Annotated in this window: 20 protein-coding genes and 2 riboswitches; of the genes, 7 read left to right on the top strand and 13 right to left on the bottom strand. The window is 40.7% G+C overall.

Going from position 1 to position 19,329, the window contains the following annotated elements; genetic code table 11:
* Positions 1 to 10 precede the first annotated feature (10 nt).
* From NSQ70_RS06620 to motB, 3 genes are all read left to right on the top strand, one after another.
* A complete protein-coding gene (locus tag NSQ70_RS06620) occupies positions 11 to 2,116 on the top strand; it encodes an ATP-dependent Clp protease ATP-binding subunit (RefSeq protein ID WP_342502514.1) in 2,106 nt (701 codons plus the stop codon).
* 386 nt (positions 2,117 to 2,502) lie between these two features.
* A complete protein-coding gene (gene motA / locus NSQ70_RS06615) occupies positions 2,503 to 3,297 on the top strand; it encodes a flagellar motor stator protein MotA (RefSeq protein WP_008346088.1) in 795 nt (264 codons plus the stop codon).
* Positions 3,290 to 4,057 carry a flagellar motor protein MotB gene (gene motB / locus NSQ70_RS06610; RefSeq protein ID WP_024719648.1) on the top strand — a complete coding sequence of 256 codons (768 nt, stop codon included), beginning with the start codon at positions 3,290 to 3,292 and terminating at the stop codon, positions 4,055 to 4,057. Before motA ends, motB begins: the two co-directional genes overlap by 8 nt.
* A 186-nt stretch (positions 4,058 to 4,243) precedes the next feature.
* On the opposite strand, the gene NSQ70_RS06605 is transcribed toward motB, so the two are convergent.
* A complete protein-coding gene (locus NSQ70_RS06605; RefSeq protein WP_003211701.1) occupies positions 4,244 to 4,699 on the bottom strand; it encodes a MarR family transcriptional regulator in 456 nt (151 codons plus the stop codon).
* 204 nt (positions 4,700 to 4,903) lie between these two features.
* On the opposite strand from NSQ70_RS06605, the gene NSQ70_RS06600 reads away from it, so the two are divergent.
* Entirely contained in the window at positions 4,904 to 6,403 is a 1,500-nt protein-coding gene (locus NSQ70_RS06600; protein WP_007498739.1) for an ATP-binding protein, read from the top strand.
* Between the two features lie 51 nt (positions 6,404 to 6,454).
* Here NSQ70_RS06600 and NSQ70_RS06595 read toward each other — a convergent pair whose 3' ends face one another.
* The 6 genes from NSQ70_RS06595 to NSQ70_RS06570 all read right to left on the bottom strand — a co-directional run bounded on the left by NSQ70_RS06595 (position 6,455) and on the right by NSQ70_RS06570 (position 11,491).
* Positions 6,455 to 6,697, bottom strand: coding sequence for an aspartyl-phosphate phosphatase Spo0E family protein (locus tag NSQ70_RS06595; RefSeq protein WP_008346101.1), 243 nt, complete (start codon positions 6,695 to 6,697; stop codon positions 6,455 to 6,457).
* A gap of 301 nt (positions 6,698 to 6,998) precedes the next feature.
* Positions 6,999 to 7,529: a cupin domain-containing protein gene (locus NSQ70_RS06590; RefSeq protein WP_024719646.1), complete on the bottom strand. Its 531-nt coding sequence runs from the start codon at positions 7,527 to 7,529 to the stop codon at positions 6,999 to 7,001.
* Positions 7,530 to 7,545: 16 nt separating this feature from the next.
* Positions 7,546 to 8,178 carry a methylthioribulose 1-phosphate dehydratase gene (locus NSQ70_RS06585; RefSeq protein WP_160757956.1) on the bottom strand — a complete coding sequence of 211 codons (633 nt, stop codon included), beginning with the start codon at positions 8,176 to 8,178 and terminating at the stop codon, positions 7,546 to 7,548.
* Positions 8,142 to 8,837, bottom strand: coding sequence for a 2-hydroxy-3-keto-5-methylthiopentenyl-1-phosphate phosphatase (locus NSQ70_RS06580; protein WP_135008969.1), 696 nt, complete (start codon positions 8,835 to 8,837; stop codon positions 8,142 to 8,144). Before NSQ70_RS06580 ends, NSQ70_RS06585 begins: the two co-directional genes overlap by 37 nt.
* Positions 8,838 to 10,055, bottom strand: a complete 1,218-nt coding sequence (mtnW, locus tag NSQ70_RS06575) for a 2,3-diketo-5-methylthiopentyl-1-phosphate enolase (protein ID WP_160757955.1) — start codon at positions 10,053 to 10,055, stop codon at positions 8,838 to 8,840.
* A gap of 99 nt (positions 10,056 to 10,154) precedes the next feature.
* Positions 10,155 to 10,256: riboswitch (SAM riboswitch) on the bottom strand.
* Between the two features lie 44 nt (positions 10,257 to 10,300).
* The gene (locus NSQ70_RS06570; protein WP_268361423.1) at positions 10,301 to 11,491 is read right to left on the bottom strand and encodes a pyridoxal phosphate-dependent aminotransferase; all 1,191 of its coding nucleotides are present in this window, start codon (positions 11,489 to 11,491) and stop codon (positions 10,301 to 10,303) included.
* Positions 11,492 to 11,654: 163 nt separating this feature from the next.
* Positions 11,655 to 11,814, top strand: a riboswitch (SAM riboswitch).
* 79 nt (positions 11,815 to 11,893) lie between these two features.
* Here NSQ70_RS06570 and mtnK point away from each other — a divergent pair.
* Together mtnK and mtnA are read left to right on the top strand one after the other, a co-directional pair.
* Complete coding sequence (gene mtnK / locus NSQ70_RS06565) at positions 11,894 to 13,087, top strand: S-methyl-5-thioribose kinase (RefSeq protein ID WP_268361420.1); 1,194 nt, start codon at positions 11,894 to 11,896, stop codon at positions 13,085 to 13,087.
* Positions 13,088 to 13,093: 6 nt separating this feature from the next.
* On the top strand, positions 13,094 to 14,155 hold the full coding sequence (gene mtnA, locus NSQ70_RS06560) for an S-methyl-5-thioribose-1-phosphate isomerase (RefSeq protein ID WP_039169153.1): 1,062 nt from the start codon (positions 13,094 to 13,096) through the stop codon (positions 14,153 to 14,155).
* Between the two features lie 24 nt (positions 14,156 to 14,179).
* On the opposite strand, the gene NSQ70_RS06555 is transcribed toward mtnA, so the two are convergent.
* From NSQ70_RS06555 to NSQ70_RS06545, 3 genes are all read right to left on the bottom strand, one after another.
* The gene (locus NSQ70_RS06555) at positions 14,180 to 14,314 is read right to left on the bottom strand and encodes a hypothetical protein (RefSeq protein ID WP_017359454.1); all 135 of its coding nucleotides are present in this window, start codon (positions 14,312 to 14,314) and stop codon (positions 14,180 to 14,182) included.
* A gap of 89 nt (positions 14,315 to 14,403) precedes the next feature.
* Complete coding sequence (locus tag NSQ70_RS06550; RefSeq protein WP_041092361.1) at positions 14,404 to 14,895, bottom strand: methylated-DNA--[protein]-cysteine S-methyltransferase; 492 nt, start codon at positions 14,893 to 14,895, stop codon at positions 14,404 to 14,406.
* A 1-nt stretch (position 14,896) separates the two neighbouring features.
* Positions 14,897 to 17,092: a PAS domain-containing sensor histidine kinase gene (locus NSQ70_RS06545; protein ID WP_024719640.1), complete on the bottom strand. Its 2,196-nt coding sequence runs from the start codon at positions 17,090 to 17,092 to the stop codon at positions 14,897 to 14,899.
* A gap of 293 nt (positions 17,093 to 17,385) precedes the next feature.
* On the opposite strand from NSQ70_RS06545, the gene NSQ70_RS06540 reads away from it, so the two are divergent.
* A complete protein-coding gene (locus NSQ70_RS06540) occupies positions 17,386 to 18,405 on the top strand; it encodes an acyltransferase family protein (protein ID WP_007498757.1) in 1,020 nt (339 codons plus the stop codon).
* A gap of 29 nt (positions 18,406 to 18,434) precedes the next feature.
* On the opposite strand, the gene NSQ70_RS06535 is transcribed toward NSQ70_RS06540, so the two are convergent.
* Genes NSQ70_RS06535 through NSQ70_RS06525 form a run of 3 tightly spaced genes read right to left on the bottom strand, consistent with a single transcriptional unit; the run spans position 18,435 to position 19,301 of the window.
* Positions 18,435 to 18,620 (bottom strand): hypothetical protein, encoded by a 186-nt coding sequence (locus tag NSQ70_RS06535; RefSeq protein ID WP_039169158.1) that lies wholly within the window; start codon positions 18,618 to 18,620, stop codon positions 18,435 to 18,437.
* Entirely contained in the window at positions 18,613 to 18,777 is a 165-nt protein-coding gene (locus tag NSQ70_RS06530; RefSeq protein WP_008346124.1) for a hypothetical protein, read from the bottom strand. The genes NSQ70_RS06535 and NSQ70_RS06530 overlap by 8 nt, the downstream gene beginning before the upstream one ends.
* On the bottom strand, positions 18,774 to 19,301 hold the full coding sequence (locus NSQ70_RS06525; RefSeq protein ID WP_039169160.1) for a YetF domain-containing protein: 528 nt from the start codon (positions 19,299 to 19,301) through the stop codon (positions 18,774 to 18,776). Before NSQ70_RS06525 ends, NSQ70_RS06530 begins: the two co-directional genes overlap by 4 nt.
* Positions 19,302 to 19,329: the final 28 nt, after the last annotated feature.

The following is a 19,329-nucleotide window of genomic DNA, read 5'->3' as shown; positions in this document are numbered from 1 at the left end:
GTCATGGCTCATGCGTTGTCAACATTGTCAAGTAAATGAAGCAACTATTCGCCTGAATATGCAAGTAAATTCGTCCCGTAGCCAAATGGTTTTATGTGAAGACTGCTATACCTCTTTGATGGAACAGTCAAAAATGAAAATGGGTCCTAACCTTTTCGGAGGCAGCTCATTCTTCTCTGAGCAAGCAGGACATGCGACGAGCCAAGAGCTGCCTAAACAAAAAGGCTTACTCGATGAGCTTGGCCGGAACTTAACGGATGGCGCACATGCTGGTTTAATCGATCCTGTCATTGGCCGTGATGAAGAAGTCACAAGAGTCATTGAAATTTTAAATAGAAGAAATAAAAACAATCCTGTCCTCATTGGTGAACCTGGTGTTGGTAAAACGGCCATAGCCGAAGGACTAGCACTAAAAATTGCAAATGGAGATGTACCAAATAAATTAAAGAACAAACAAGTTTATTTATTAGATGTCTCTTCACTTGTGGCAAACACAGGTGTACGAGGTCAATTTGAGGAACGGATGAAGCAATTAATCAAAGAATTGCAAAGCCGTAAAAATATCATCTTATTCGTTGATGAAATTCATCTTCTTGTAGGCGCAGGCTCTGCCGAAGGGTCAATGGATGCCGGAAACATTTTGAAACCAGCTCTAGCTCGAGGGGAACTGCAGCTAGTAGGTGCGACAACATTAAAAGAGTATCGTCAGATTGAAAAAGATGCTGCCCTTGAACGCAGGTTCCAGCCTGTCATCGTTGATGAGCCAACACAGGATGAAGCATTCGAGATCTTAAAAGGCATTCAGGATAAGTATGAAGCCTATCATGGCGTCACCTATTCTGACGAAGCCATTAAAGCGTGTGTTCAATTATCTTCGCGGTATATTCAAGACCGCCACTTGCCGGATAAGGCCATTGATTTAATGGATGAAGCAGGTTCAAAAGCGAATCTCTCCATTGATGCAGCAAGTGAAGATGAATTAACAAACCGTCTTGCGCAAATTGCCGCTGAAAAACAAGCTGCTTTAAATGAAGAACGATATGAAAAAGCAGCGAAGCTTCGAGACGAAGAAGAAGCGATTGAAGCGAGATTGCAAAACAAAACAAATGACAAAGAACATGTCGTCACAGCTGAGGACATTCAGTCGATTGTAGAACAAAAAACAGGTATCCCTGTCGGCAAACTACAAGCAGACGAACAAACAAAAATGAAAGAAATTGATGTCCGCTTAAAAGCCCGCGTCATTGGTCAGGAACATGCGGTTGAAAAAGTGGCGAAAGCCGTAAAAAGAAGCAGAGCCGGCTTAAAATCAAAACACAGACCAACTGGCTCCTTCCTATTCGTTGGGCCAACAGGCGTCGGGAAAACCGAATTGTCTAAAACATTAGCGGAAGAATTATTTGGCTCAAAAGAAGCGATCATTCGTTTAGATATGAGTGAGTACATGGAGAAACACTCCGTGTCCAAAATCATCGGTTCTCCTCCTGGTTACGTTGGACATGATGAAGCCGGACAGCTCACGGAAAAGGTTCGCAGAAAACCATACAGCATCATTTTGCTCGATGAAATCGAAAAAGCGCACCCTGATGTCCAGCATATGTTCCTTCAAATCATGGAAGATGGCCGGCTAACAGACAGCCAAGGCAGAACCGTCAGCTTTAAAGACACAGTCATCATTATGACAAGTAACGCTGGCAGCACAGATAAAAAAGCAGTCAAAGTCGGATTCCAGTCTGAACAAGAAGAAGCCATCGAAGAACAATCATTGATTGATTCACTGAGCGCTTATTTCAAACCGGAATTCTTGAACCGTTTTGACAGCATCATTCAGTTTGATTCATTAGATAAAGACGATTTAGTCAAAATTGTGGATCTTCTGCTCAAAGATTTGTCAGAGCAGTTAAAAGAACAAAATCTAACTGTTCACGTCACAAACGAAGCGAAAGAAAAAATCGCTGAACTTGGTTACCATCCAGCATTTGGAGCTCGTCCGTTACGAAGAACGATTCAAGAGCATGTTGAGGATCAAATGACGGACATCTTGCTTGAAGAAGAACAACTTACTGGATTTACAGTCGATGTTGAACATGACGAAATTGTTGTGAAAAAGAGCTAAGTACATCCTAAGGAGGATCTTCAGCTCCATCATGTTGCAGTGTCTAAATTCCATCTGAGCGCCGACGCTTCCCCGCCTCTTTTCCTTTACGATAAAAGAAAAAGAGGTGGATCACATGGATCACATGATCAATTGGAACTACGATTTGATCAAAATCATACATGAAGAAAAATTAAAAGAATTGCTCTTAGATGAAACAGCTCAAAAAAGATGAAGTTGAAAACTCCCTTTTATATGAGGGAGTTTCTTTTTTTACGGCTTTCAGAAAGCGCTTTCGTCAAAATTTCTTCACATAAACTGTCTTAATTTTATATTCTGACTAAAACCCTTCTAGAAGACACCGATATTAACTATAGAAAAAGATAGTTAAAGGATTTGGTGAGATAATGGACAAAACATCGTTAATTGGTATTATTTTAGCATTTATTGCACTGAGTGTCGGTATGGTTTTGAAAGGTGTGAGTCTAACCGCTCTTATCAACCCGGCGGCTATATTGATCATTGTGGTTGGGACAATTTCAGCTGTTGTCATTGCCTTCCCATCTAGTGAAATTAAGAAAACACCAAAATTATTCGGCAAAATTTTCAAAGATAGCAAGCTTCCAACGATACAAGAAATGATTCCTCTATTTTCAAACTGGGCACAAATTGCTCGTCGTGAAGGTCTTTTGGCATTAGAGGCAAATCTTGAGGAAGTCGATGACGATTTTCTAAAGAACGGCTTAAGCATGGCAGTTGACGGTCAAAGTGCTGAATTTATTCGCGACGTCTTAACTGAAGAAGTCGATGCCATGTCGGAGAGACATCAGTCAGGCGCATTAATCTTTACACAAGCTGGTACATACGCTCCGACTCTAGGGGTACTTGGTGCCGTTGTCGGACTTATTGCCGCACTTGCAAACATGGGAGACATTGAAGCACTTGGACATGCGATTAGTGCTGCCTTCGTCGCCACACTGCTTGGGATTTTTACAGGGTATGTGTTGTGGCATCCATTTGCTAACAAGCTGAAGCGTAAATCAAAGGAAGAAGTAAAGCTTCGTCTCATTATGATTGAAGGGATTCTTTCTGTCCTTGAAGGCCAGTCTCCAAAGGTCATTGAGCAAAAACTTCTGATGTACTTACCAGCAAAAGAACGTGCAAATCTTGTCATTGAAGAAGGAGAAAAACAGAATGGCTAGGAAACGTAAAAAACATGATCATGAAGACCATGTAGATGAGTCTTGGCTGATCCCTTACGCCGATCTTCTTACGCTTCTTCTCGCCCTCTTCATTGTGCTGTTTGCATCTAGCTCCATTGATGCGGCAAAATATGAACAGATGGCTAAATCGTTTAATGTTGTCTTTACTGGCGGCACTGGCGTAATGGACCAATCAAGCATGCAGAGCACCGAAGAAACAGAAAACAGCAATCAAACCAAAAAATCAGCAGAAGATGAAGAAGAAGAAGCAAAAGCGAAAGCTCGTGACCAAGCGGTATTAACAAAGGTTAAAAAGCAAGTAGATTCATTCATTGCGGATAAAAAACTTGGTTCGAAGCTTGAAACAAAGCTGACGGATGAAGGTCTGCTTATTACAATTGAAGACAGCATCTTCTTTGATTCTGGGCGAGCGGTGATCCGCTCGCAGGATGTTCCGTTAGCCAAAGAAATATCCAAGCTGCTCGTCATTAACCCTGCTCGTGACATCGTCATTAGCGGACATACAGATAACGTTCCGATTCGGAATTCTGAATTTGAATCCAACTGGTATTTAAGCGCCATTCGTGCGGTCAACTTTTTAAATATTCTCCTTGAAAACAGCAACCTAGACCAAGAGAACTTTAGCACAAAAGGTTACGGTGAATTTAAACCGATTGCCTCTAACGATACCGCAGAAGGCAGAAGTAAAAACAGACGCGTCGAAGTTCTTATTTTGCCAATTGAGAAAAAAGCTAAATAAATAGGAAGCCAGCAGCTTCCTTTCAGATCATGACAAAGGGCTAAAATGATGTTTATTTTAGCCCTTTGTCTTTCTTATGAGCGCGATTGAAAGCGCTTGTCGTTTATCGGTGCGCAGGACTGACACCATATGCGAGGATTAGTCTACATACTAAAAAGGAAGCCAACGGCTTCCTTTTTTATGTGTTTATTCTTTATGATCATATAAATGCTTGGCACGCAGTCCTACATGTTTGAGCATATCGATGCAGGCATCCTTCTCCTCTTCACTAAGCACACTGATCATCTCGTGAATCTCTTTTGCATGATCTGGGAAGATGTCATCAAGCAAAGCTCTTCCCTGCTCCGTAATATGTGCAAATGTCACCCTGCGGTCTTCTGCACAAGCTTTCCGGCTAAGGAGTTCTTTTTTCTCCAATTTATCAACCACATACGTGATGCTTCCGCTTGCGAGTAAGATCTTATCACCTATTTGCTGAAGCGGCTGATCACCTTTATGATACAGCAATTCTAATACAGCAAATTCAGTCGGATTCAGACCGTGCTTCACAATATGTTTGTTCATGTGGTGATTAATGGAGCGATAGGCACGTGATAGTACAATAAATAATTTCAAAGATTTCTCAACATTATGATTTTCCATTTTTTATCATCCTTTATGAAATGCAACCCACTAATGTGACATTAATAAACAATAAGTAAAATGTCAACATGTTGAACCATTTTTAGCATGAAAAAGAGACCAGAACGAATCACCTAATTTTTTAAAAATCTCACAAGTCATCGTAATAAAGATAGGTTCAATGCTATAATAAGTCTATTAGGTAATACGTTGGAGCGATGAATCATGAGTATACTGAAAGGGTTTTGGAAGAAGATCAAGCTTTACCTTATTTTGGTCGTAATTCCAACCCTCATCATTAGTTATTTTATCTACGAAAAAGAAACTGAGAAAATTGATGTAAAAAACAAACAAACCGCTACACTTATGTTAAATATTCACAAAAACCAAATGAATTATTTAATCAGTGAAACAGAAGCAAGATTAACTTCCCTTGCCATGGGATTTGACCAGCCGCTTGAAGCGAAAAGAGTACAAAACATCCTAGAGAAAATCTATAAACAAGAACCTCGTTTTTCAGGCCTGTATCTCCTAGACCAAAAAGGAAATGTCACAGCCAGCACCACACCATTAAAGGAAAAAATCAACCTGTCATTTAGAGATTACTTTAAACGTATTCAAGTCACAAAACAGACCGTCATTACAGATAACTATGTAAGCCGCATTACTAAGCAGCGGATTCTCTCCATTTGTGTCCCTGTTTTGAATGAGAACGACGAAGTCACGGATGTGCTAGTCGCTGCGATTCAAATTGATTATTTAAGAAATATTATGAATGTATTAAACCCAGAGCTTCATTTTAAGATGCTGAATCAAAATGGAGACGTTGTGTTTACAAGTGGTCCACAGCCAGCATCTGAAAGTGATAGCACCGTGTCTACATATTTAGATGAAAACAGCTGGAAGCTGGAGGTTTTTCCGCAGCGTGCGACAACTAGTGAAGTACTGTCTGTGATGCTGTTTCCTTTATCCAGTGCATTTATTCTCTTAAATATCTTATTCACACTCGTCCAATATATCATTTTAAGACGACAAACCCAGCAGGAACGCCACCAAAATGAAGCACAAAAGCTTGAACTCATTGGAACACTTGCGGCAAGTACAGCGCATGAAATTCGCAATCCATTAACAGGCATTAGCGGGTTTATTCAACTTTTGCAAAAGAAGTATCGTTCAGAAGAGGATCAGCTTTATTTTTCTGTCATCGAGGAAGAAATTAAACGGATTAACCAAATCGTCAGTGAGTTTCTTGTGCTAGGAAAACCAACGGCTGAAAAGTGGCAAAATAATTCTGTGAAGGAAATTGTGAGTGAGATCATGCCCATTGTATTTTCTGAGGCGAACCTTTATAATGTCGAGGTTGATTTGCAAATCAATACCATTCAAGATGTTGGCGTGTATTGCACGAAGGATCACATTAAACAAGTGGTATTGAATGTAGCGAAAAACTCGTTAGAAGCGATGCCAAATGGCGGTCATTTGAAGATTGTCATTGAGGCTGAAAAAGAACAGGTCATCATAAAAGTGAAAGATACAGGTGAAGGTATACCAGAAGAGATGCTGAAACATATCTTCCTCCCTTTTATTACGTCGAAGGAAAAAGGAACAGGTCTTGGGCTTGTTGTGTGTAAACGAATCATTTCGATGTATGGGGGGACAATCGATATCGAGAGCGAAGTGAACAAAGGAACAACCGTAATCATCATGCTCCCTTCTGCACACTAATAGCTGAAGCATTCATCCGGTTTTGCTAATGGCAAGACCGGTTTTTTGATGTCAATAAGAAGGACGATTGACAGAAAGGAGACTCATTTGTGATACAAGATCATGAAAGGAAGCAACAGATTGTTGTTCATGAAAAAGAAGATACTGATACTCATTCATCAGGTTGTCCAGTTCTTGACTATATTTAATTGTCGTCTCACCTGTATAGCCTTCTACTTGAGCAGCTTCTACCATTTGTCTTCTCTTTTCATCAATTGACATTAATAACTGTTCTTTCCGTACATAAATATTCATGATCTCAGCTCCCGCTATGAATTCGTCTGTCTACGCTCTAAATGATCCGACACCAAAATTATACTTTATTTGTAAATTAAATTAAATATGCTTATTTTATTTAATTTTTTACAGCCTAAAGACCTTTTACCCAATGAATTCTGGGGGTAAACTTCAAAATTGGACAGGACTGACACATTGATTAAACAGAATTTTATCCTATGCAGAAGACCAAAATCAACTATTTTCTCTCTCATTTTATGTCTATTTTCCTAAAAAAAAGCTGATCTTCCGCCTCATGCGAAATGATCAGCTCCCACTATTAAACCGTTTCTTCTTCGTAAATTGGCACCCAGCCCTCAGTTGTGACAAATATGCGAACTGCGACGACTTGACGATCTTCTTGAAGTGTAAAGTAGTGACGAATATTCGGGGGCACAGAAATTAAATCACCTGGATTCAGTCTCACATCAAAAAAGACGCCGTCTTTGCCTTGAATGGCAAAGATTCCATGACCGCTCACGATAAATCTGACTTCATCATCCGTATGATGATGCTCACGTTTAAAGTTTTGAAGCAGTTCATCCAGGTTAGGGGTCGCATCTGATAATGAAATCACATCCTGCGCTTTGTATCCTCTTCGCTCGGAAATACTCTTTATTTCCTCTTGAAACACAGTTAAAATTTCTTCCTTTTCATCATCTGTTAAATCGTACTTTTCTGATAACTGTTTTGGTAGTTTTTCAATATCCCAATGTTCATAAATGACCCCTTGCTGTTCTAAATACGCCTGGACCTCTTGTTCGTTCTCAAGTAACGTGTTCTCTTCATTATGAATGTAAATGGTCGCCATGTGTTTTTCCTCCTTTTTATTTAACAAGCTGCTTTTGATAAAGCGCTACTTTCAAATGATAGGTAAATAAAAATTCATAAGCCTCTAAGACTCGTTTGGCTTCAAATGCGGTTTTCCCCCAAACGGTGATGCCATGATTACGAATGAGTACAGCACCAGCATCGTCCGTCAGGTGCACTGCAAATTGCTCTGCAAGGTGCGGAATATGGGCTGGGTTTTCAATAATAGGAACAGCAACTTCTGCATCCTCTTCCCAATAACCAAGCGCTTTAATGATTTCGTTGCCTTTAAAACGAACTTCTCCTTTATCGCCATACAGCTCAGAAATGACATTGTTATCGATCGTGTGGACGTGAAGACAACATCCTGCTTTCGTCCGCTCATAAACGTATGTGTGAAGCAGTGTTTCAGCTGATGGCCTGAGCGGCTGATTCGGATGAACCGGCTGACCTGCTGCATCAACAAGAACAAAATCTTCATCGGTTTCTTTTCTTTTATCTTTGCCGCTTGCCGTCACCAAAAACGTGATGGGATCATCCGACACTTTTATCGATAAATTGCCGCTTGTTCCGTAAAACCAGTCTCTTTGTGCCAATTCACGTTTGACGTCTGCTAGTTCCTTCCAGTGTTTACTCTTCTCGTCTGCCATTCCTTCACTTCCTTTATTTGATCAAATTGCGCTTTTAGATCAACAAATGTTTCATACTCTTTATGTACGAGCCCTAGCTCTTTACATTCGTTCAGTAAATAATCACGCGCAAACGTGAGATCCGCATGTTTCGCTGCCTCAATATCAGTCACTGAATCACCAATCATGATAATAAAATCATCTTCCTGCGTCAGCTCTCGAATAATGGAAGGCTTGCAGCAGCCACAGCCATTTTGGCATTCTGAATCACAGGCATGCGGCCATTCAATTTGAATATGATCTTCTTTAAATGATGCATGGTTACAATAAATATTCTCTTGTTCGACAATCCCTTCAAGGATAGGATAGACAAAAAAGTCCATACCGCCGCTGAGTACATAGAAAGGAATGTCTGCTTTTTTGACATCATCGACAAACTGTTCAAATCCTTCACGAATCTCTGTATCCTCTAAAATAAATGACCGAATGGCTTCTTTCTGATCACTCGTCAGTAACTGAAACATCTGCCCGACGCCTTCTTGGATCGTGATCTCTTTTGCTAGAACACCATCCTTCCATTTCGTCCATTCTTTCGGAGCAAACTGCTTCATGATGCGAATGATATTATCATTTTTCGTAATCGTGCCATCAAAATCACAACATACAATTGGTTTTTTCATTTATTCTGCTACCCTTCCCCAAAGATCAAGTGCTGCTTGTAAGTCTTGACAAGTTGATGCTTTTTCTTCGATAGACTCTTTTTTGACCACCGCATCAATGATCGAACGAAAGGCTTTCCCTCCTCCAATTGCTCCCCGCGGATGTCCGTGAATCCCCCCGCCTGCATTAATGACATGATCAAGTCCAAAATCTTTGACTAAGATCGGCACCATTCCCGGGTGAATGCCTGCTGAAGGGACAGGAAATGTTTGTTGAACTGTATCCTCTTTCACACATGCTTCGAAAATGCCAATGGCATCTTTTTTCGGAAGGGCGACTGATCCATAAGGAGAGGGAAAAAGACTTAAATCAGCGCCAGCATATCGATTTAATTTGCCTAAAAGAAGAGAATGCGAGAATCCATAGTCTGGAGATGATGTCATTGCACCGCTCACTGCCGGATGTGCCATGATCGGCAATGGGATCTCTGGATCTTCAGCCAAGCTTTGCATGACATCAAGTCCATAGGCAAAAACATTGAATAAAAGCGCATCAGCCCCGAGTTCGGCTGCCTTTCTTGCTCGATCTTTCAAATCAAAAGTTCTACCAGTTAAATTAACAGCATAAAGCGTGCGATGTCCTGTCTCTTCATATGTTTCTTTTAATATCTTTTTTCCTTCCTTGATTCGATCTTCAAAAGGGGCTAATGGGCTTTCAAATAAAATCTCATCATCTTTGATGAAGTCTACTCCACCTAAAGCCTGTAAGCGGAGCTGTTCTTTTAAATCCTCCATATCACGGCCGATCACGCCTTTAAATATACTCATCAATAGTGGCCGATCAAACACGCCTACTTTCTTTCGTATCCCCTCAATGCCAAATACCGGTCCTGGCAGACAGCTTTTAAACCTTTCCGAAAATTCGATATCGACGAGCTTTACTTTCCCATCCAGTGAAAGCTTTCCAAAAATCGTCGTCAACACCGCTGGTATATCAGCTGAAAAGTTCGCCTCAGGATAAGCAATGGTCACCTCTGTTTGATACAGACCACCATTTGCGGGAGACTGTTCTTTTACGCTCACCACACGGCCTTTATGTTTTTTCAGCTGCTCCTTTTTGAGCTGCGGCAAGTCCGTCCATGACCCGACCGTTAACCCAAGTGCGATCTGCTCTGCTTTTCGGTCTATTTGTTCATCCTCTCGATGTGTTAGTACGTATGTTGCCAGTAGTTCACTCACTAGGAATCCCCTTTCGATTGCGTCCTGTATATGGTCAATAAAAAAACCTCTTTAAGTGCTTGATCAGCGCGTTAAAGAGGTTTCGTCTCATTCATCCGAATCTTATCTCTCAGCGCTTGCTGCAAGAATTAGCACCGTGCTTCATGGAAGTCGGTTGCCGGGCTTCATTGGGCTAGTCCCTCTGCCTACTCTTGATAAGAATATTCAATTTTCTTAAATATTGCCTGAATTATCGCACCATTTTTTTACGTTGTCAATGGCTTTTTTTCAAATAACTGCAAGGCAGCGATACGATCAGCTGCTTCCTTTAGCCGCTCCTCACTTGTTAAAAGTCCGACTCTGACGTAGCCTTCACCGTGAGCACCAAAGCCATTCCCGGGTGCCACAACAACATGTGCTTTTTCTAATAATACATCAGAAAAAGTTTCAGATGTATACCCTTCAGGCACCTTTAACCAAGCAAAAAACGAGCCCTTTGGCGCACTGACGTCCCAGCCAATCTCTTTGCATGCAGCAATCCAAGTGTTTCGTCTTTTTTCGTACCGATCATTTTGTACTTGTACGCACGTTTGATCGCTTAAAAGTGCTTCTGCTGCTGCATCTTGAGTTGCTTTAAACAGTGACACAAACAGGTGATCCTGATAAAGCTCAATGGCTTCGATAACAGAGGCATTCCCTGCTGCAAAACCGACTCTCCAACCAGCCATATTATACGTTTTGGACAATGTATAGATTTCAATACCTGTCTCTTTTGCTCCGTCTATTTGCAGGAAACTAAGGGGCTTTTCGCCGTCAAATCCTATGCCGCCATATGCAAAATCATGGACTACACACATCTTATTTTCATTCGCAAACGCAACAGTATCTTCAAAAAATGTCCGGGTTGCAGTCGCACCAGTCGGATTATTTGGGTAATTTAAGTACATCAATTTTGCTTGATTCTTATCCTGCTCTGACAATTGGTGGTAGTCAGGTAAAAAATCATTTTGTTCAAGAAGAGGCATTGTGACCATGCGAGCTCCGGCAAGCACAGCGCCTGACCAGTAATCAGGATATCCTGGATCTGGAACAAGCAGCGTATCACCTGGATTCAGTAGGCATTGCGGCAATTCGACTAGTCCCGCTTTCCCTCCAAATAAGATGGCAATCTCTGTCTTTGGGTCAAGCGTGACGCCATATTCTCTTTCATAAAAAGCAGCTGCAGCTTTTTTTAGTTTCGCTGTCCCGCGGAATGAGGAGTATTGATGATTTTCAGGTTTTGCTACCGCTTCCTGCATCGCTTTCACAATATGTGGAGGAGTGGGCTGATCAGGATTTCCTTGACCTAAATTAATCACATCTGCCCCTTCCTGCACTTTTTTCTGTACTTTTTGTACAAGCGACGCAAAAAATTGTTTCGGTAAATGTTTCAATACATCCGATTGCTGGAATTCCATTTTTTCACCTTCTATTCAAGTTACATGACAATACAATCACTGTAATGGATTGTTTTATGAATTGTAAAGCAATTTTGAAAAAAGATTGACATGTGAACTGCAGCTCTGATAATATCTAGAATTAAGAAATGCAAGCAGACATGAAACAATTACATATTGATTTCTCTTATCGAGAGTTGGGCGAGGGATTTGGCCTTTTGACCCCAACAGCAACCGACCGTTAATACCACTGTGAAGTGGGGCGCAGCAAGTACAGCGCCAAGACAATTGTCTTATAGGGCACGGTGCTAATTCCATCAGACGTATGTGCTGAGAGATAAGAGAGGCTTCGAGCATACACGCCATCAAGCCTCTTTCTCTCAGGAGAAAGAGGCTTTTTTATATGATTTGGAGGGGAAGCAATTGGTTACACTTACGGCATCATATGAAGAATTAACAGAAAGTTCGGCAGTTGCACTTGCCATTAGACTTGGATTGATTCAGGAGAGCAGTCATTTAACATGCACTGAAATCGGTGACGGAAATTTAAATTACGTCTTTCATATTTATGATCACAAACAAGCAAAAGGACTGATTATCAAACAGGCCCTTCCTTACGCAAAAGTCGTTGGAGAAAGCTGGCCGCTGACATTAGATCGTGCAAGAATTGAAAGTGCAGCACTCATCAAGCAATCAGAGTATGCACCTCATCTTGTACCAGCCGTCTATTATTCGGATACAGCTCTTGCAGTGACGGCAATGGAGGATCTATCACACCTTGAAATCGTCAGAAAAGGGCTAATTGCCGGAAAACATTATCCGTATTTATCAGATCATGTCGGAGAATTTTTAGGCAGAACACTATTTTACACGTCTGACTTTGCCACAAATCCTAAAATCAAAAAACAATTCGTGAAACAGTTTACGAACCCTGATCTTTGTGACATTACAGAAAAACTCGTCTTCACAGATCCTTTCTTTGACAGCGAAACGAATGACTTCGAAGAGGAATTAAGAGAAGAGGCACAAGCACTATGGGCTGATCTTGAACTGCAAGCAAAAGCAGCCGAATTGAAACGGATCTTCTTAACCTCTGCTGAAACACTGGTACATGGAGATCTTCATACAGGCAGTATTTTTGCAAACGAAACGGAAACGAAAATCATTGATCCAGAGTTCGCTTTTTACGGTCCTTTCGGATTCGATATCGGTCACTTTATTGCCAATCTGTTCATAAATGCTTTATCTCATGAGAATGAGCAGGATCAGCAGCACCTTTTTGATCATGTCGTCAATGTGTGGGCAACATTCAAAGAAGTGTTCACAAAAGCATGGAAAGAAGACAGTATTGAAGCGTTTAGTGTATCGGACAGCTTTTTAGAAACAACGTTTGACCGTATTTTAAAAGAAGCCACCGGCTTTGCTGGCTGTGAGCTTGTTCGCCGAACCATCGGTCTTGCACATGCGGCTGATCTCGATGCGATTCCATCACATTCTAGAAGGCTTCAGCAGAAAAAAGCAGCACTTACACTAGGAAAAACATTCATCAAACAATATCAAGCAGTGGAAACAGCGTCTGACCTCGTCGCATTATTCCAGCAAACTGTAAAGGAGTGACGAGTTTTGTCTAAAGAATTTGAAGTTCCCCGTTCCGTCGAATGGGAAGAAAACCGTATCAACATTTTGAATCAGCAAAAATTACCCGCTGAAACCGTGTTTGAGCATTTATATACAAAAGAAGATGTGTATGATGCCATTGTGACACTAAAAGTACGCGGAGCACCTGCTATTGGCATTACAGCGGCTTTTGGGCTCGCACTGAGTGCACAAGAGATTGATACAGAAGACATTGATCTCTTTAAGCGAGAAGTCGCCCGCCTGAAAGAATATTTAAACAGTGCTCGTCCAACCGCTGTGAATCTTGCCTGGGCATTAGACCGGCTTTATCAGCGCATTGAGCGTGCTGCTTCGGTGAATGCAGCCAAAACTGATCTTGTCCATGAAGCCATTCAAATTCAAATCGAAGATGAAGAAACATGCCGGCAAATCGGTCAAAATGCTCTTCAGCTCTTTAAATCTGGTGATCGAATTATGACCATTTGCAACGCAGGCTCCATTGCCACAAGCCGGTACGGAACAGCGCTTGCACCCTTTTATTTAGCGAAAAAGAAAAACCTCGATCTTCACATTTACGCATGTGAAACACGTCCTGTCCTTCAAGGCGCTCGTCTGACGACATGGGAATTGATGCAGGGTGGCGTAGATGTGACGCTTATCACGGATAATATGGCAGCCCATACGATGAAAGAAAAACAAATTTCTGCCGTTATTGTTGGTGCAGATCGAATCGCTAGAAACGGTGATACAGCAAATAAAATTGGAACGTTAAGTCTGGCTATTTTAGCTAAACACTTTCAAATTCCATTTTTTGTGGCTGCGCCTCTTTCGACCTTTGATGTGTCAACTCAGGATGGGTCAGATATTCCGATTGAAGAACGCGACCCACAGGAAGTAAAGGAATTAAACGGCATCCAAATTGCGCCTCCTGACGTGCAGGTATTTAACCCTGCCTTTGATGTGACTCCTCACCACCTCATTTCTGGAATCATTACAGAAAAAGGCATTATCACTTCCAACTATACAGAAGAAATTGATGCACTATTCACCGAAAGCGCGTCACTTTAATCAAACAAAAGCGCGGGGTTCTTATCATTTAAGAGCACCGCGCTTTTTTGTTTCGTTCGTTTTTGCTAATATTTCTTTTTTCTGTTCTTCTGTCAACACGTTCATTTTGACACATAGTGATGTGACGGCGTACATTTTATCTTTTTTGCCCCATAACATGTTAGCAGCCTCCTTTTTCCCTAGACCAACTTTTTTAGCTTAATAAAAGGATATGTCGCTCACTAAACATTTGGAACAGGTCAATTCATTTATTTTTGAACAAATGGGATGCCTTCTAATTCTAATAAGATCGCTTTCATCCCTGTCTTCGTCCCTGCATAACCAGTCAGAGTCCTGTCTTTTCCAATGACCCGGTGACACGGGATAAAAATAGGCAATGCATTGCGTCTATTAGCTTGTCCAATGGCTCTGACAGCCTTTGGATTGCCGATCGCTTCTGCAATATCAGCATAGCTTTTTGATTCACCATACGGAATAGTAGAAAGTGCCTCCCACACTTGCTCTTGAAACGGAGAGCCTGCTTGCTTGAGCGGGAGATCGAACACTTTCCGATCGCCCTTAAAATATTCATCCAGCTGTTTTTTCGCTTCTTTTAATACAGGCGTGTCTTCTTGTTTAAAACGGTCTCTCTGTTTTTTGACCAAAAACGATTCATCATCAAACTTCACTTCAATGATGGCGCCATCATTCTCTAGTATGTATAATGCCCCGATTGGTGCGGTATAGACTGTATAATACACATTAAAGCTCCCCTTCTTGTTTCTGCTGCCGGAGTGGAAGCGTGAGATGGAACACTGTTCCGACCCCTTCTTCACTCTCTACTTCAATGGTTCCTTGATGCTCTTCAATAATTTTATAACTAACCATTAACCCAAGTCCAGTGCCTCTTTCTTTTGTTGTATAAAATGGTTCTCCGAGACGCTTTAGTTTATCCTCTGTCATGCCGCAGCCTTCATCACGAAGAGAAATCACAATGTGCTCCTCCCCCTTCCTTTGAATGCTCACGTATACATTTCCTTTCTGAGGCATTACTTCAATCGCATTTTTTAAAATGTTAATAAAGACTTGCTTCAATTGATTTTGTTCACAGTAGATGAGCGGAATATCATCGAGCACATCTAAATGCATTTGTACATTGCCAAGATTGGCCTGTGCGTGAAGAAGGTCCATCGTGTCTTTGACAATTTGCACGACATTTTTTTCTTCATAGATGATGGCCTGCGGTTTCGCTAAAATCAAAAATTCTGTAATGATGGATTCGATTCTTTTTAGCTCTGATGTGATGACATTAAAATAGAGCGAATACTCCCCTTCAATGTTTCCTTTGAGCAGCTGAATGAAACCTTTTAAAGCCGTCATTGGATTTCTAATTTCATGGGCAATTCCAGCGGCAAGCTCTCCGACAACATGAAGCGTATCCGATTTTCTTACCCGCTCCTCTAATTCCTTGCGCTCAGTCACATCTCTAAAGATGGCCAAATTCATGTTATGAATAATATTTCGTTTAAAAGAAAACTCCAAAATACGTTGATCTGGATGGTTCAGCACAAATGGAACTTCATTGTCCATCTCGTCTAATGACATCGCCTGAGCTGGCTGTGCCAAATTTTCAATTTGATATGGCGCAAGGATATGAAAAAGGTTCATTTCCGTTAAGTGATCATCTTTGAGGCCAAGCAGTTCACTTGCGGATGGATTCACATCAATAATCCGGTATTGATTATCGAAAAGAACAATGCCATCCATAGAGCCATTAAATACTTTACGGAATTTGAGCTCACTTTCTCGCAGCTCCTCTTCCATTCGCTTTCTGTCACTGACATTCCGTAGAATGGTTAAGTGCTGCCCTTCTAATACCGCATGCTTAGAGGTGAACTCAAGCTCTTTGAATTGGCCATTCGCCATTCTAAAGAGGAGTTCTTCTCTGATTTCAAGATTCCTTATATACCGTCTTCTTGTCGGCCGGTATCTGCGATCAGATTTGACTAGAAAATCCATGAGTTTCTTGCCAATCAGCTGATGCATCGGTAATTCAAAAATTCGGCAGGCTGATTCATTTGCCCTGACAATTTCTCCATCATCCGCCCAAATGATGATGGCATCCATCGCATTTTCGAATATTTCTCTAAAACGTTCTTCACTTTTTAGCAGCTTTTCTTCCATTAATCTTTTTTCTGTAATATCACGCATGATGGACATGTAAAAACCACTCATCACATTGGATGTGATGGTCAGTTCGAATAATTTGTGCTGCCCAGATTGAAGGGTAACAGGAAGTTCTCCCTTTGCTTTCCCTGTTTCTTTCAATGAAGTTAAGAGCTGCTGGAGCGCTGGAAGGTTTTCTTCTTCAACAAATTCATTTAAGTAGCGGTCTGTTAAATCTGTTTTTTGAAGTTCAAAGCTCTGGCAAAAAGAGTGATTGGCGTCAATCATACAACCATCCTGATCAAAAATAACCATACCGTCAATCGCTCGATCAAATAAATCTTTAAACAGCTGCTCATTCATCGAACGTTCTCGCTCTAATATTTTCTTTGAAGAAATATCACGCATGACGACAATATATTGTTGATTCACCACGTCGTGCTCCGCTACAAATTCAATATATTTTGTCTCTCCATTTTCAAGTTGAATGGAGATCTCTCTTTTTAACGTTCCTTTTCGAAAAAAAATCTCAAGCGAGCAGTCAATTTTGTTTTTCGGGATGCCGTATAGGAAATCTAGAACGGATTTATTGAGGAGGTCTTCTTTCGGTGTTTGCACAAGCCTGCATGTCGCTTCATTGGCTTGGATAATGTTGAGGTGCTGATCAAATATAAAAATCGCATCTAACGTCTTATTTAACAGCATTTTGTGCTGTATCAATTCATTTCGCAAATATTCGTTCTCTTTTTCTAATTTTCTGATATTTTTCGCACCATCGAGCGTTTCAGTCATTCTCTTACACTCCTTTTCCAGCCTCATTCCTCTACAATATTTCTACAAGATTTTCATTGTTCCTTCATTCGACTCATAAAAAAAGAGAACTTTTTACACGAGGCTTGCTTCATTTGTTTCATTTGGATGACACGATTGTATAACGATTCTCTTTTCTTACGCTTCTTTTACAACCGTTCTACAATTTCACATCAAATAGCGAAATGAGCCAATTTGTATTTTAAAATGGGGCAAATGAGGGAACAGTGCACTTAGAACGTTTATGTTCGAAAAGAAGCAGGAAAGGTGATGTTATGACGTCAACGAGAGACAGTTATTTTGATAATGCAAAATTTCTTCTGATTTTTCTAGTTGTTTTTGGTCATTTGTTACGGTCATTCATACATGATAATGACTGGATACTCTACTTATATAAATTTATTTATACATTCCATATGCCCGCTTTTATATTGGTGTCTGGCTTCTTTGCCAAAGGTTTTAGAAAACCAGGTTTTATGAAAAAAGTCGCAGTTAAGCTGATCATCCCATATTTGATTTTTCAGGTCATCTATTCTGTGTATTATTATTTCTTACAGGATCAAAGCATCTCTAACTTAAATCCGATTGATCCGCAATGGTCTTTATGGTTTTTAATCAGTTTATTCTTTTGGAACTTACTACTCATTCCTTTTTCAAAACTGCCATTCCACTGGGCAATGATCGTCAGTTTATCGATGGCGTTACTTGTCGGTTACGTGGACAGCATTAGTGATACGCTCAGCCTATCTCGTACGTTTGTCTTTTTGCCGATGTTTTTAGCTGGCTTTTATTTAAAAAAGCAGCACTTTGAATTTATCCGAACAAGCAAAGGGAAACTGACTGCACTTCTTGTACTGATGGCCGTGTTCATGTTTTGCTATTTTTATGAATTCGATTATTCCTTTTTATTTGGGTCACAATCGTACGCTTCTCTTGGAGATGAAGGACTCATTGCAGCGATGAAACGAATGGCATGGTATTTACTTGCATTTGCTGCTACCTTTAGTTTCTTTGCATTAGTCCCTACACGCCGGTTCTTCTTTACCAAATGGGGCACAAGAACGTTATATGTCTATTTACTTCATGGCTTTGTGATTAAGCTTTTAAGAACGACTTGGTTTGATGATTGGGCTCTAAATACGGCAAGTGTATTGATTCTATTGCTGCTTACGGTTCTCTTAACCTTTACCTTATCTAGCACATTTGTTAAAACTGTTGCACAACCAGTCATCGAGCTCAAAATGACCAGTCTGATGCGAACCATTACTGGCAGACAAAACAGTTATATTAAATAGAAAAAACGATCTCTCAGGATCGTTTTTTTCTATTTATTTTTGTTTTTCTGTTCAGTGTGACATTCATCGTTTTTTTTAGGCTTCATTAAGGTATCAATCCATTTACTGCTGTTTATATCTCCCAGCTCGCTGCCAAATTCCTCTTCCAAGATATCGGGGTTCATCGGTTTTTTATGGTCTTTCATATCTTTACTTTTCACATGTTTTTTAGTCACGAGATGCTCCCCCCTGTTTACCTTGATGAGAATTTCGGTTCGCCTGGCGGTCTTCTGATTGCTCGTCAAATTGTGTTTGTCCTTGATCGTGCGCCATGCTTTCTGTAGGCGTCATATTATTCGTGAGTGCTTCATTTTTTGCTGTTTTTCTTTTCATTTGTCATCATTCCTTTTTAACATGTTTAGTTCTTCGCTCAATTGATCAAACAGCTCTTTCATTTGTTTGACTGTCACTGGTTTTTCCTCAGGCTTTAACTCATATCCAATTTGCCCATTCGCTTCTAGTGTTGCTTTTTTGAGACTGCCAATGTCTGTGATGCCCTGCTGCTTTAAGCGCATTTTGAATTGATCCCTTGTCAGCCGCGTTTTTTTCAGCTTGTGTTCAAGCATTTCCCCATCCTCTAAAATCACCACAGACTTCCCTGAAACCAATTTTTCAAAAAAATCAAATTGGATCGACAGCTTTTCCATAATCACAAGCGCCACAATAAAAATGGCGGCCGCATAAATGGTTTCAAGTAAATTATGCTCAATAAAGGGTTGGATAATAATCGATCCAATCGAAATCATGATGACTGTCTGTTGAACCGTTAATTGACTAATGGATTTAGGCCCTGCTATTCTCAGCAGCAAAGTACCAACGAGCAGCATTACAATTGCTTTCCATAACACATCCAGCACGTCTCTTTCACCTCTTACCTATAGATTG

It is taken from the genome of Bacillus sp. FSL R5-0397, from assembly GCF_038593395.1.
In the GTDB taxonomy this organism is placed as follows: Bacteria; Bacillota; Bacilli; order Bacillales; family Bacillaceae; genus Bacillus; species Bacillus altitudinis.
This window is presented reverse-complemented; position numbering and strand designations above follow the sequence as displayed.

What these genes read in the sequence shown, in the direction of transcription:
- NSQ70_RS06620 (WP_342502514.1), top strand. Translation starts at nt 11, where the DNA reads ATGCGTTGTCAACATTGTCAAGTAAATGAAGCAACTATTCGCCTGAAT.
- motA (WP_008346088.1), top strand. Translation starts at nt 2,503, where the DNA reads ATGGACAAAACATCGTTAATTGGTATTATTTTAGCATTTATTGCACTG.
- motB (WP_024719648.1), top strand. Translation starts at nt 3,290, where the DNA reads ATGGCTAGGAAACGTAAAAAACATGATCATGAAGACCATGTAGATGAG.
- NSQ70_RS06605 (WP_003211701.1), bottom strand. Translation starts at nt 4,699, where the DNA reads ATGGAAAATCATAATGTTGAGAAATCTTTGAAATTATTTATTGTACTA.
- NSQ70_RS06600 (WP_007498739.1), top strand. Translation starts at nt 4,904, where the DNA reads ATGAGTATACTGAAAGGGTTTTGGAAGAAGATCAAGCTTTACCTTATT.
- NSQ70_RS06595 (WP_008346101.1), bottom strand. Translation starts at nt 6,697, where the DNA reads ATGAATATTTATGTACGGAAAGAACAGTTATTAATGTCAATTGATGAA.
- NSQ70_RS06590 (WP_024719646.1), bottom strand. Translation starts at nt 7,529, where the DNA reads ATGGCGACCATTTACATTCATAATGAAGAGAACACGTTACTTGAGAAC.
- NSQ70_RS06585 (WP_160757956.1), bottom strand. Translation starts at nt 8,178, where the DNA reads ATGGCAGACGAGAAGAGTAAACACTGGAAGGAACTAGCAGACGTCAAA.
- NSQ70_RS06580 (WP_135008969.1), bottom strand. Translation starts at nt 8,837, where the DNA reads ATGAAAAAACCAATTGTATGTTGTGATTTTGATGGCACGATTACGAAA.
- NSQ70_RS06570 (WP_268361423.1), bottom strand. Translation starts at nt 11,491, where the DNA reads ATGGAATTCCAGCAATCGGATGTATTGAAACATTTACCGAAACAATTT.
- NSQ70_RS06555 (WP_017359454.1), bottom strand. Translation starts at nt 14,314, where the DNA reads ATGTTATGGGGCAAAAAAGATAAAATGTACGCCGTCACATCACTATGT.
- NSQ70_RS06545 (WP_024719640.1), bottom strand. Translation starts at nt 17,092, where the DNA reads ATGACTGAAACGCTCGATGGTGCGAAAAATATCAGAAAATTAGAAAAA.
- NSQ70_RS06540 (WP_007498757.1), top strand. Translation starts at nt 17,386, where the DNA reads ATGACGTCAACGAGAGACAGTTATTTTGATAATGCAAAATTTCTTCTG.
- NSQ70_RS06530 (WP_008346124.1), bottom strand. Translation starts at nt 18,777, where the DNA reads ATGAAAAGAAAAACAGCAAAAAATGAAGCACTCACGAATAATATGACG.